The sequence below is a fragment of the Planktosalinus sp. genome (genome assembly GCF_059864935.1).
In genome coordinates this window covers 1-12,927 of sequence record NZ_JCBCCK010000016.1, presented here as the reverse complement: position 1 = coordinate 12,927, position 12,927 = coordinate 1, and the positions used below count along the sequence as shown (strand labels likewise).

Annotated in this window: 11 protein-coding genes and 1 pseudogene; 11 read left to right on the top strand and 1 reads right to left on the bottom strand. The window is 37.2% G+C overall.

Features of this window, described 5'->3' with window-relative positions:
• From AC6F75_RS00685 to AC6F75_RS00650, 8 genes and pseudogenes are all read left to right on the top strand, one after another.
• A partial coding sequence (locus AC6F75_RS00685) for a heparan-alpha-glucosaminide N-acetyltransferase domain-containing protein (protein ID WP_500713003.1) occupies nt 1–1,065 on the top strand: 1,065 nt, incomplete at its 5' end.
• 45 nt (nt 1,066–1,110) lie between these two features.
• Nucleotides 1,111–2,157 (top strand): hypothetical protein, encoded by a 1,047-nt coding sequence (locus AC6F75_RS00680; RefSeq protein WP_500713002.1) that lies wholly within the window; start codon nt 1,111–1,113, stop codon nt 2,155–2,157.
• A 2-nt stretch (nt 2,158–2,159) separates the two neighbouring features.
• Nucleotides 2,160–3,575, top strand: a complete 1,416-nt coding sequence (locus AC6F75_RS00675) for an MBOAT family O-acyltransferase (RefSeq protein WP_500713001.1) — start codon at nt 2,160–2,162, stop codon at nt 3,573–3,575.
• A 68-nt stretch (nt 3,576–3,643) separates the two neighbouring features.
• Nucleotides 3,644–3,979 (top strand): hypothetical protein, encoded by a 336-nt coding sequence (locus tag AC6F75_RS00670; protein ID WP_500713000.1) that lies wholly within the window; start codon nt 3,644–3,646, stop codon nt 3,977–3,979.
• A gap of 58 nt (nt 3,980–4,037) precedes the next feature.
• Nucleotides 4,038–5,342 carry an amino acid permease gene (locus tag AC6F75_RS00665; RefSeq protein WP_500712999.1) on the top strand — a complete coding sequence of 435 codons (1,305 nt, stop codon included), beginning with the start codon at nt 4,038–4,040 and terminating at the stop codon, nt 5,340–5,342.
• 466 nt (nt 5,343–5,808) lie between these two features.
• Nucleotides 5,809–6,270 (top strand): annotated as a pseudogene (gene tnpA / locus AC6F75_RS00660) (IS200/IS605 family transposase).
• Nucleotides 6,271–6,613: 343 nt separating this feature from the next.
• Nucleotides 6,614–7,729 (top strand): DUF2914 domain-containing protein, encoded by a 1,116-nt coding sequence (locus tag AC6F75_RS00655; protein WP_500712998.1) that lies wholly within the window; start codon nt 6,614–6,616, stop codon nt 7,727–7,729.
• Between the two features lie 707 nt (nt 7,730–8,436).
• The gene (locus AC6F75_RS00650; RefSeq protein WP_500712997.1) at nt 8,437–8,865 is read left to right on the top strand and encodes a DUF4440 domain-containing protein; all 429 of its coding nucleotides are present in this window, start codon (nt 8,437–8,439) and stop codon (nt 8,863–8,865) included.
• 53 nt (nt 8,866–8,918) lie between these two features.
• Here the strand turns inward: AC6F75_RS00650 and AC6F75_RS00645 are convergent, their stop codons facing one another.
• A complete protein-coding gene (locus AC6F75_RS00645) occupies nt 8,919–10,418 on the bottom strand; it encodes a hypothetical protein (protein ID WP_500712996.1) in 1,500 nt (499 codons plus the stop codon).
• A 423-nt stretch (nt 10,419–10,841) separates the two neighbouring features.
• Between AC6F75_RS00645 and AC6F75_RS00640 the strand changes: the two genes are divergently transcribed.
• The 3 genes from AC6F75_RS00640 to AC6F75_RS00630 all read left to right on the top strand — a co-directional run bounded on the left by AC6F75_RS00640 (nt 10,842) and on the right by AC6F75_RS00630 (nt 12,835).
• Nucleotides 10,842–11,417: a helix-turn-helix domain-containing protein gene (locus AC6F75_RS00640; protein WP_500712995.1), complete on the top strand. Its 576-nt coding sequence runs from the start codon at nt 10,842–10,844 to the stop codon at nt 11,415–11,417.
• Between the two features lie 712 nt (nt 11,418–12,129).
• Nucleotides 12,130–12,381: a hypothetical protein gene (locus AC6F75_RS00635; protein ID WP_500712994.1), complete on the top strand. Its 252-nt coding sequence runs from the start codon at nt 12,130–12,132 to the stop codon at nt 12,379–12,381.
• A gap of 85 nt (nt 12,382–12,466) precedes the next feature.
• Nucleotides 12,467–12,835 (top strand): hypothetical protein, encoded by a 369-nt coding sequence (locus AC6F75_RS00630; RefSeq protein WP_500712993.1) that lies wholly within the window; start codon nt 12,467–12,469, stop codon nt 12,833–12,835.
• Nucleotides 12,836–12,927 lie beyond the last annotated feature (92 nt).

Sequence of the window (12,927 nt, the reverse complement as noted above, 5' to 3'; positions counted from 1 at the left end):
TACTTCGACCCTACTGATGTAGAACAGACGAATGGCTGGTTGTTTTTTACACGATTCATCACTCATTTTTGTGCCCCGGTATTTGTGTTACTCGCAGGAACCTCTGCCTTCTTTGTACAACAAAAGATAGGAAAAAAAGCCGTAAGCAAATGGCTCCTAAAAAGGGGTATTTGGCTAATCTTTTTAGAACTGGTTGTGATTAGCTTTGCCTGGCGGTTTCAGTTCAATTTTAATGCTATTGTCTTTCAGGTCATCTGGCTCTTAGGTGCTTCTATGTTGTTTTTGGCGTTATTTATCCATTTTCCAAAAAAGCTAATGATACCCCTGTGTCTGCTCGTGATTTTTGGTCACAATGCTTTGGATGGATTTACAGGTGGGCAACTGGGTGATTTCTGGAATCTGCTACACATCCAAGGTCCTATACAACTCACTGAAAACAGCAACATCTTCAATGCATATCCACTCATTCCCTGGATATTTGTTATGCCGCTGGGGTATTATTTAGGCAATTTGTACAAACCCGATTTTGATGCAGTCAAGCGACACCAAATTTTGATTCGCACAGGGATTTCAGCCATTGTCCTATTTTTTGTTTTGCGCATTGCAAACGTATATGGCGATTTGGTTCCCTGGACCTCTTATGATGATTTTTTAAAAACAGCACTCTCTTTTTTCAATGTTACCAAATACCCCCCTTCGCTGTTGTTTTTGTTGATCACGCTGGGGCCTTCCCTGATTGTGCTTTCACTGTCGGAAAAGTTTAAAGGAAAATTATTTGATGTTATGGTACTTTTTGGAAAAGTGCCTATGTTTTTTTACATCGTTCATATTTACTGGATACACCTGCTTGCTGTACTGGCAGTTTACCTGAGTGGCTTTGACCCCAAACTGATGATCATTGACGTCTGGATTGGATTTGTAACAGAATTGCAGGGCTACGGCTTTTCACTTGGAGTTGTTTACCTGATATGGTTGTTTGTGGTCGTAAGCTTATACCCGGTATGCAAATGGTATTGGAATTTTAAGAAGAACCATAGGCAGTATGGTTGGCTAAGTTATTTGTAAGCAAAAATTAAATATATTTATCATAACCAACTAATTAACCAACCAATGAAACTCAAACAAACCTTACTCCTCACGGTGATTTTAAGCCTTGTAAGCATCACCGTTTGGGAACTTTACTGGAGGTCGCAGGGCTATTACCCTGACATAGACGACGACAAGTACCTTTGGGCAAAAACACGTGCCAAAGTAGAAAAAGCAACAGAAAATGATGTGGTTCTCATCGGGTCTTCCCGTGTGCTTTTTAATATTCAAGTGCACGAATGGGAGGCCTTAACAGGAATCAAGCCCATTCAACTGGCCAATGCAGGTTCTACACCACTGCCCACTTTTCATGACATTGTTGAAAACACCCATTTTAAAGGAACTATAGTTGTTGGGGTTACGCCACCCCTGTTTTTTTCAACTACGTTTGAGCAAGCCCCACCCTGGACAAGGGCATCATCAAGATCTGAGTTTTACAAAAACCGAACGTATGCACAACGTCTCAATTTTGTGTTATCTATTCCTATACAAAATTCATTGGCATTCATTTCAAATGATGATGAAGCCTGGTATGACGATATCAATTTAAAAGCGTTATTAAAAACCATCAAATTACCCAACCGAACTGAAAAACCAAAAGAACCCCCTTTTAGAAGGTTTCAGGATATTGATATATATCGAAATGTGCGTATGAAAGAACGCATGGTCACCGACACAAGTTTTGCCAATTCTATCATGGCAGTTTGGAAATCGATGCTTACTTCTGAACCCAAACCACCACCACCCGACAAAGAAGGAACTATAGCATTTTTCTTAAAAAACCTGGAAAAATTTGAAGCCCGTGGCGGTAAAGTCATATTACTGCGTTCACCCTCTGATGGTTTTTTTGACGAATTGGAAAGCATCATAACACTTCGAACTGAGTTTTGGGACGAACTGGTTGAACAAGCGAATGTACCGGCCATTCATTATCAGGATTACGATAAACTCAAAAACTTCAAAACCATTGAATGGTCGCACTTATCTGCCACCGATGCCGATATCTTTACCAGAAATCTGGTTGAAATACTCTTGGAAGATAACCTCATCACTAACCTAAAAACCAACTAATCATGTTATTCAACTCACTAAGTTTCTTCGTGTTTTTGGTTATAGTGTTAGTGCTTTACTATACCAAAATCTTTAACTGGACAGGTAAAAAAAGAATGTTACTGCTGGCCAGTTATGTATTTTACGGATTTTGGAATCCGCCTTTGGTTATTTTACTCTGGATTTCAACGTTAGTTGACTGGACCGCCGGTAATAAATTGGCGGTTGAGCAAAACCTGCGCAAACGAAAATTGTGGTTGTTGCTCAGTTTAGCTGTCAACCTTGGGTTTTTGGCATTTTTTAAATACCGGGATTTCTTATTGGATAATTTTACGGCTGTTGCAGATACCTACGGCTATGGCTATCAAACCCAACCTTTAGACATTCTTTTACCGATGGGTATATCGTTTTATACATTTCAAACCATGTCTTATACCATAGACATGTATAATCAAAAAACAGAGCGTGCTAAAACTTTTTTAGACTTTGCATTGTATGTCACCTTCTTTCCCCAGTTGGTTGCCGGTCCGATTGTTAGGGCCAAAGAACTGATTTCCCAGTTTTATGAAGAAAAGAAAGCGACTGCCAAACAATTTATCTGGGGACTGTTTTTATTGACCCTGGGTCTTTTTCAAAAAGTGGTTTTGGCAGACACCCTACTTGCCGACACCTCTGATGCTGCTTTTGGAGCTAAAGAAGCTTTAAACTTTTGGGATGCTTGGGCTGGGACACTCGCATTTTCAGGGCAGATATTCTTTGACTTTGCCGGTTATTCCACTTGCGCCATTGGTATTGCTATGATGCTGGGCATTATTTTGCCCCATAACTTTTTGTACCCATATGGCGCTATCGGGTTTTCAGACTTTTGGAAACGCTGGCACATTTCGCTCTCTACTTGGTTGCGCGATTACCTTTACATCCCGCTGGGCGGAAATCGCTTTGGTGTAACCAGAATGTATGCTGCACTTATGATTACCATGCTGCTGGGAGGACTCTGGCATGGCGCCGCCTGGACTTTTGTGGTTTGGGGTGCTTTACACGGCATTTATTTAGTCATTGAAAAACTCTTAAAACACAAAGTGCCCGTAAAAATTACGTTTTGGAACGGAATCTTTTTTGCGTTTTTAACCTTCACCTGCATCAATTTTACCTGGGTATTCTTTCGTGCAAACGAATTTAGCACGGCGCAATCGATGATTGAATCCATGCTATTTTTAAATCCGGACGGAAAAATGATTTTAGAGTATTTTGATTTGCTAAAAGTATTTGTTATTACGGCACTATTGTTTCTAACTCATTGGTATATGCGACGACACACAGTAAAAATGGTAGCAGAAGATTTTCCGGTCTGGTTGTTTGCTACTGTTTGGGCAATTATGGTATTCCTACTTTTGATTGCACAAGGAAGTGGCGAGCAGTTTATATATTTTCAATTTTAAGATTGAAACATTAAAAAATCACTTAAAAAATAAATCACTAACTTTCAATAAAACAACATTTTCACCCTATGAAAAACAATCACAAAAACTGGACAAAAGAAGAATTGAAAATTTACATTCTACTTTTAAGTGCTAACGCAGACGGGGAACTATCAACTCCAGAATTGGAAGTTATAAAATCAAGAACCTCGCAAGAAACTTTTGAAAAAATTTATAACGAATTTAAAGGCGATAAGATGAAAAAAAGTTTAAAAAAAATCGATACTGCCATTGGTTACCACCATTATGGAGTCCTTGAACTTGTTGAACTTAGAAAAGAAATTTTCAATGTCTATATGGCTGACAACGAGTTTTGTAAAAAAGAAAAATACCTGGACAATATTCTGGACAACATTATTTATTGATTTTCATATTGATTGATTGATTGATTTCAAATAACTATAAACCAACCAAAAACTAAGTATGAAAATCAATAAACAGGAAAACCTGCTCCGCACCATTGATGTATTTGGGCTGTCATCAAACATTGTCAATGGAATTATCGGTTCGGGCATTTTTATATTACCGGCCATAGTAGCTTCCGGAATGGGTGCTTCAGGCGTTTTTGCCTATTTGATATGCGGTATTTTAATTGCACTAATGATGCTCTGTTTTTCAGAGGTTGGAAGTAAAGTAACCATCACAGGGGGGCTTTACGCCTATATAGAAACGGCTTTTGGTAAGTATGCCGGTTTCTTATCCGGAAACTTATACCTCGCCACCGTTTTAATGGCCGATGCCGCAGTTTCAAACGCACTGGTAAATATTCTGGCAGCTGCATTTCCGGTGTTTGAATCTGAATCTATTAGATTATTGTTCCTTTTTATTGTTTTTTTCGGCTTGGCTTTTATAAATATTATAGGAATTAAACAAGGCATTGGGCTAATCAAATTTTTAGTCGTTGCTAAAATCCTTCCATTAGTTTTACTCATTGTTTTAGCCTTGCCTAAAATATCAATAGCAAATATTTCTATAGAAGCTTTTCCCGGTTTCGAACAACTGGGAGCCACTTCCCTCATTTTGTTTTTTGCTTTTATAGGAGGAGAAGCCGGCCTGAATGTGAGTGGTGAAGTTAAAAACCCCAACAAAAACATTCCGAAATCAATTTTTATAGGAATTACAGTCGTTTTAGTAATTTACATACTCATACAACTGGTTACTCAGGGAGTACTTGGCGATGCATTGGCTGACCAAAAAGCACCGCTGGCAGAAACTGCCAGAAACGTTTTTGGCAGTACAGGATTTTTAATTTTAACAGCAGGAGCTGCCATTTCTATGTTTGGATTATTAAGTGGTGACATTATGAATATGTCCCGCGTGTTATACGCTTTGTCCCGGGATCGGGTGATACCGGTAAAAATCTTTGGAACTGTTCATTCCAAATTTAAAACCCCTCACTTTGCTATCCTAACCTATGCAGCAGTTGCTTTTATCGCTGCAGCTATAGGAAGTTTTGAAACACTCTCTGTTATCGCTGTTGGCGGAATATTGTTGCAATACCTTGGAGTTTCACTGGCGGTAATCAAACTGCGCTATACCCAAAAAGCCAAACACGGCGAATTTAAAATACCCGGTGGTTTTACTGTTCCAATCTTATCCTCGGGGATTATCATCTTCTTTCTGTCAAAAATGACTGCTGCTGAAGCTATAGGTACACTGGTAGTGACTGCGCTGTTAACGATTGTTTACCTCATCAATAAAAAAATAACAAAGCACAAACAAATGTGATGATAAACAAAACCATATTATGTCCCGTTAGGGACAAAATATTGGTAACAAGAATAAACAAAATTAAACCCTCGTGCCGTTAGGTAGGACATACTATATTATGTACCTAAAGGCACAAAAAACAATTCGAACACATAAAATGCTACCGAGATAAAGTCCCTAACGGGACAAATTAAAATAATATCAATGATAAAATTCTTCCGCAACCTGCCTCGCTGTCAGGCAGGAACCCGCAAAAAACTCATCGAGCACCCGCCTGCCGGCTTCGTCGCCTGAAGCTTTGAAGCGCAAGGCGGACGGGCAGGAAATAATGCTCGCAGCTATTTCCTTTATGCCGTTGGAAAAATACTGTGGGTCGTGATTAACAAAACCATATTATGTCCCGTTAGGGACAACCTATTGGTAGATAGAATACATATAACATCAAAACCTCGTACCTTTAGGTACGAAATATAAACACGCTATTATGGCAAACACCTATACACAAATACATATTCAAGCAGTTTTTGCGGTACAAGACAGACAAAGTCTTATCAAAAACGATTGGAAGGACGAATTGTATAAATACATCACGGGTATAATCCAAAATAACAATCATAAAGTATTGCAAATAAACGGAATGCCTGACCACATTCATATTCTGTTTGGAATGCGACCCACACAATCGCTTTCAGAATTGATGAAACAAGTAAAACAAGATTCATCAAAATGAATAAATAATAAAAAGTTTGTGATTGGTAAATTTTCGTGGCAGTCTGGTTTTGGTGCATTTTCATACTCCAGATCTGAAGTGCCTAATGTGATCAATTACATCAAAAATCAAGAAGAACATCATAAGAAAAAAACATTTCAAGAGGAATATTTACAATTATTAAAAGATTTTGAAATTGATTTTAATGAACACTATATATTTAAACTGATTGAATAAAAATATGCTGTACCTAAAGGCACATAAAAAACTTCAATTCCTATTTGCTACCAACATTGTGTCCCTAACGGGACAAATAAAAATAAAATCAGTGATAAAATTCTTCCGAAAACATCCGAAAAAACCTTATCAATAAAGGAAAAACTACCAGATATTTTAAATATACTATTGGCGAAATTGTGCTGGTGGTGATTGGGGTTTTGATTGCCTTGCAGGTGAATAACCTGAATGAAAGACGAGCTCAACAGTCACAGTAAGCCTTTCTACTGAAATTTTGATTGCTTCCTTTTTTTGAATAATAACGTCAAAGGAAATACCCTACTTTTGCCGCAGCTGAAATATTATGAAAAGAGCTTTAGTAAGATTTAGAAACAGTGCTTTTGGAAAGAATGTTATTCGCAATCAAAAGTACGCCCCCGTTCTTTTTTTTATGGGTGGTTTTATTTTTGACACTTTGACCTTAGGGCGCATAGACCGCCTTTATGATACGATGGTGCTTTGCTCTCATATGACCTTGTTATCAGTAACGCTCTATTTATATAATTTAGTGGACGATGGCAAGTGGAAAAACACGCTTCTCGGGCGTTTTTCAGACTATTTTCCGCTGGCCATACAGTTCTTTTTTGGCGCACTTTCAAGTGCTTTTGTCATCTATTTTTTTAGAAGTGTGTCCATGTCAAAAACGATGTTTTTTTTCATACTGCTGGTTTTGCTCTTATTTGCAAACGAGTTTCTTAAAAGGAAAATATCCAATAAATACCTTCAGTTTAGTATTTATTTTTTTATAAGTTTTACTTTTTTCACCTTTATGATTCCCACGCTGATCAAGCAAATGAATACCTTTATTTTTATTATTTCCGGATTTGTAAGTTTAGGGTGTACGCTAACACTCATTACATTTATTTATAGATCAAGCCCAAGCACAAGAGCTGAGATCAATCTAAAAAAACTAATTAGTATAATCCTCTCTATCTATTTAACCATCAATATTTTTTACTATTTTAATTTGATTCCACCGGTGCCGCTGGCTATGGATACCGGGTTGGTAGCCCATGATATTCAGAGAAAAAATAACGAGTACATCGTTACTTACAAGAAGGATGAATGGTATAAATTTTGGCGCACACATCACATCAATTTTCATCGTCAAGCAGATCAAAGTGTGTATGTGTTCACTTCTGTTTTTGCACCTTCAGATTTAAAAAAGTCCATTTATCATCGTTGGAAATGGTACAATCCCGAGAGCAGGAGTTGGGAAGTAACAGATAAAATTGGTTTTGAAGTGACCGGCGGACGTGGTCGTGGTTTCCGTGGATATACTTTTAAAAACAACCTAAAGGAAGGCGAATGGAAAGTTGATGTAATTACAGAAGAGGGACTGGGACTTGGTGTTGTGGATTTTGTGATTAAAAACACTTCTGAACCCTATAAAAAAAGAATGGTCACAAAATCATTTTAAAAATTGTTTTCTTCAGTCATGGGACTATAAACTATTTTGTGTTTTAGGTTTAAAATATCCGTAAAATCTTCTTCATGAACGAAAAACTAACACATATTTAAATTTGCCATTTGTGAAATTTATTAAGGGGAAATGTATTGATTTTACAATGTATCTGCTTTTTTTGCCGGGAGTGTGGGGGTGCAACTTTGTAGCCTTATATATTAATTAATCTTCCAGATTACCTAACCATCTTCTTACTCATAGATGCTTACTCTGATGCGATTTCTCTCCGCTTTTGGCGGATCGAAATGACAAAAAAAGAGAGGTTTGTCACTCCGACAGAGCGAGGCAGGAGCGACGAGGACCGTGTGCGCCGAATCTGCCAGAGGTGGAGAAGGAGTAGTCGCATCTGAGTATGCGCGCAATGCTGAGCTACGCGGCGTGAGCAACAGGGTGCGATTCCTCGCTGCGCGTCGGAATGACAAAAGCCATGGTGTCGGAATCATAAAGAGAAGAATTGTCAACCGAATCCACACGCTGTCGCAGGAGCTTTACCGCGTGTCGCCTAAGCTTTAGGTAAAACTACGAAGGAGAAGAGGTTGCACAACGTATAGGCACCCAAAGGCAGGGAAGGTTGGAAAAATCATTCAAAATTGTATGTGTCCGCGAAGAATACACAACTAGTGTGTATAATTTCTTACATTTATACTTCAAAAACCCGGTTTATGAAAACAATTTTACTATTCACTATTTGCTTAGTATTTGCCCTGCCTGCTAACGGCCAGGCCAATGATATTGATGAATTAACCCAACTCCTCCACACCTTTCTGGAGGGTGCCTCCAACAACGACCGGGGAACCCATGAAAACTTCTGGGCAGAAGACCTCATCTATACCAGTTCAAACGGTACCCGCTTTGGCAAAGCCGAAATCCTGGCGGGGTTTGAAAATGAACCCGAAGTGACTGACACACCAAAAACCATTTTTACCGCAGAAGAAATTCAAATCAATGTCTATAACGACATGGCTGTTGTTGCTTTTAAAATGAAGGGCACAACCGGCGAAGCTGTGCAGTATTACTATAATAGCGGCACGTTTTTAAATCGAAATGGAAAATGGCAGGTCATAAACTGGCAGGCGACAATAATCCCATAAAAAACCGCCTAGACATTTAGGCGGTTTAAAATTAAAACGTAAACAAGGTTAAGTTATAGTTTTTCAAAACGTAAGTTATCGACGCTACCATCACCACCACTAACATCTTTCAACTCGATAGTGGTATTGGTAAACCCTTCAACGTCCCAGTTGTCGTTAAATTCGTTAAAAGGCACTTGCGTACCGAAATCCAGTACTAAATCCAAACCACTACCACTAATGGTAACCACCCAGCTTCCGGTAAGGGTTTGACTGCCGTTGTCTGCTGTTACAGATCCATTTGACAAGAAATCAACTGTATATCCTGAATAAGTAGCTGTTTGATTGTTGCCATCATTCAGATAGCTTGCAACAAACCAAGAACCACTAAGCATTACATCGATAAGTGCTTGAACGTCTCCGGCTCCTGCACAATTTTCAGCCGGTATTCTGCCAAACTCAAGAATATCAATACTACCATCTCCCCCACTTACATCCAGCAAAGCAATCAAATTTGAGTTAAATTCAACTACATCCCAGTCGTCGTTTAAATCATCAAAGGGGTCGTTATTACCGGTAATCTGGAAATTAAGCACCAGGTCAAGGCCACTGCTGCTGTTTTGCACTTCCCAGGTACCGTTTACAGTATTTCCTGTACTGGTTGCTGTCACAGTTTGGTTAGCGTTAAAATTAAAAGTGTAATTTATAAAATGACAGGTTTCAATATTACCGTCATCATCCAGTAGATTTACAAACCAGTTTCCTGTTGTTAAGTTTTCAATAAATAAACTTGAGCCCCCTCCACCGCCGGTGTTGGGTGTTCTTCCAAATGTTAAAAAGTCAACACTTCCATCCCCACCGCTCACATGTTTTAAACGGATAATTTGTGACGTAGCCTCAAGGATGTCCCAATCCTCATCCAGTTCATCAAACGGGCTGTTTGAGCCAAAGAATAAAATAAGGTCCGGAGTAGAGCTGCTTGATAAATTCCAGGTTCCGTTTACTTGGGTTGTACCATTATTTGCTTGAGCCGTTTGGTCTGCATTAAAGTTGAATTGATAACCGTTAAACAAAAACGTTTCGTCCTGATCATCAAAGAAATAATTGACATACCAGATTCCGTCAGTTAAAATTTCCGAGAAATTTCCGGGCACTTGTCCCCCTGATGCGTCACAGGCTAAAATAATAGCCTCCAGCTCTTGCAGGTTGTTTATTTGTAGAACGCTTCCGGATTCAAGAGTAACTGTAATTGGAAATACAATGGAAAAACTTGTTCCGGATTGTAAATTGGTTATAAAGAGCAAGAGTTCTATATCACTGTTAATTGTTTGGGTTCCGGTTTGTTGACCTGCAGCATTAAAGAGCTGTATATTAATGGGATAATTTAAACTTAAGCAGGTTATTGCCGTAGGTTCTGATGGCGATTCAGACATTCGGGTCAATAAGTTGGCCATTAACGAAGTGTTGTTGATTGTTGCAGAATCGTCAGGTTGTGTACCATCATCGGTGCTACAAGACGCTAAGAACAAAATACCAACCATAAAATAGACGGGTAAAAGAAAAAGCTTTTTCATAAAATTAAAGTATTGGGTTATTTACAATTAGAACAGTCACGCCTAATTTGACCCTACTTTTTTTTAAAAAATAAAATCAAGTTTCCTTCTAAAGGATAAAAATATTTAGTATATTTAAACTTACTATTAAAAGTTTGAGTTTAATTTTTTTTAAGGATTCAATGGTGATTTTATTCTCACCCTTAATATTAAAAAAGCAATTTAATTAAATTAGTGATTGCTCAAGAAATCATCGCCCAAAATAAACTTCTTGTATAAAATCAAGGAATCAAGTTACATATTTGTTTAAAAATAAAAAATAGTGGGAACCACAAACCCCGATAGGAAAAAAACTGATAATTAGATTGCATACCATCCTGCTTTTCCCTTTAGTAAACAGGAAGTTAAACATCAAAATGAAATTGCAAGTTAATTAGCCACCTTATGAAATTATATATTAAATACATGGTAAGCCTTCGTTGTAAAAGGTTGGTAGAAGAGGAGCTAATTAAACTTGGGTTTAATTGTTTAAAAGTTGACCTTGGATCGGTGGAAATCAGGGAGGATTTATCCCCGGAAAAAAGAGCTCTTTTAAAAGAAACGTTATTGAAATCCGGCTTAGAACTTTTAGAAGATTCTAAGAGCATCTTAATTGAAAAAATAAAAAGTGTCATTTTAGAAATGATTCATCATAAAGATGAAATTCCCAGAGTTAATTATTCCACCTATATAAGTGAAAAATTGGGTCATGATTATACCTATCTTGCAAATACGTTCTCCGAAGTTAAAGGCATCACTATACAGCAATATATTATCTTCCACAAAATTGAAAAAGTAAAAGAGTTGCTTCTATACAATCAACTTACCCTCACTGAAATCTCCTATAGACTTCACTACAGCAGTGTTGCTCATTTATCCAACCAGTTCAAAAAAGTAACCGGCCTGTCCCCTTCCTATTATAAGGAATTGAAAAAGAAAAGAAACAAAAACTTAGAGAACCTTTGGTATACAATAATTTAACGTGAGTTCTATTTAAGTTTTTATCTGTGAAAATCCGCTTAATCCGTGTCATCCCTGCCTATGCCTGCCTTTAGGGATAACGCTGATTTTTTACCTGTTATTACTTCAAAATTTAGCTTTTGCCATGTACGCAAAAAACAATAAGAAATCAAACCAATTGTTTTGATTTCTTGTCTCGAACTCATGTTAATTTACCACAGTTTTGGAAGAATAAAGTTTATTATCATCTCACATTTCCCCTTCAAATTAATATACATTTACCCCGGCAAAGGAATACGCTTTAAAAAAGTATGCTGCACTTTAATTTCAATACTACTTAAAACATATCTTTAAGGGACACATTGTAACCCTTCTTTATTCAAACTTTCACGATTTGAACTGTACTTTGAAAATAATTCAATTCAAAAAAACACCTAACCGTGACTCTTCTTTTTCCTTCTTCAATACCTAAATAAACTAAATTTTTATCTGTAAAAGTTCCTATCCAATTTTCAAACCACAAGAGGGATTTTTGTTGTTTTATTAAATGCCTGATTTTTAAAACCCCAACCATGAATAAAACCCAATGGACTTATTCTTAATAATATAGCATTCAAAACAAAAAATGAAATGTATGATTTATATAACTTTTCTTAAAATTTATATAAGGTAAATTTTTAGATTTTGTATCATCTTTATCAATACAAATTAATACAAATCAAAAACATACAAAATGGAACAGAAACAAAACGAACAACGCGACCGTGAGAATTCCGGTAAACAGTCAGAGCAACAAGGACAAGGACAACTACAAGGACAACGTCCTAGTGAAAGAGACAAAAAAGAAGAAACAAATCCAAACAATCCTTCTGCCAATAGGGATGACAGTGAAAGAAGAGACGAAAAAGGCAGCTCTTTTTCTCAATCAAAAAGTAGAGGCAGAGACTCTAAAGAAGAACAGTTTAAAGAAGAAAAAGAAAGGTAATTGTTGGTTAAGAATCCCTGTTGTGAACATGGTGTGAGGCTAATAAACAACAGGGCTTTTTATAATATTTTTAAAAACCGTAGAAATGAAGTACACAACACTCACTATTATTTGCCTATTCATCTTGTGTTATGGAAATTTTAACGCACAGAACTATATTGAAATAGCCGCCACAAATAAAGAAAAACCCACTAACGAATTACAGCCTCAAAACAACCCAATACCCTACTGGCAAAAAAACTGGACCCAAGAATCAGTAATAGCCATTAATAAAATAATTGAAGAATATGGGTATCCTGATGAAAATAGTCCAAACAGAATGCATTGGATCATACCCGGTGAAATCCCGAGGACTATTACTTATACCGAAAACTTTTTGTTCAATCTCCCATTTGAAACTGATTTTTGCAATAAAGGAAACATGGCTTTAATTACCAAGAATAAAAACTTTTAATAAAACACCCAATTTTACAAAAACCCTCAAAATCATGAAAAATAAAACCCCAATACAAATTTTAGACAACTTATTAGAGATAAACAACGACC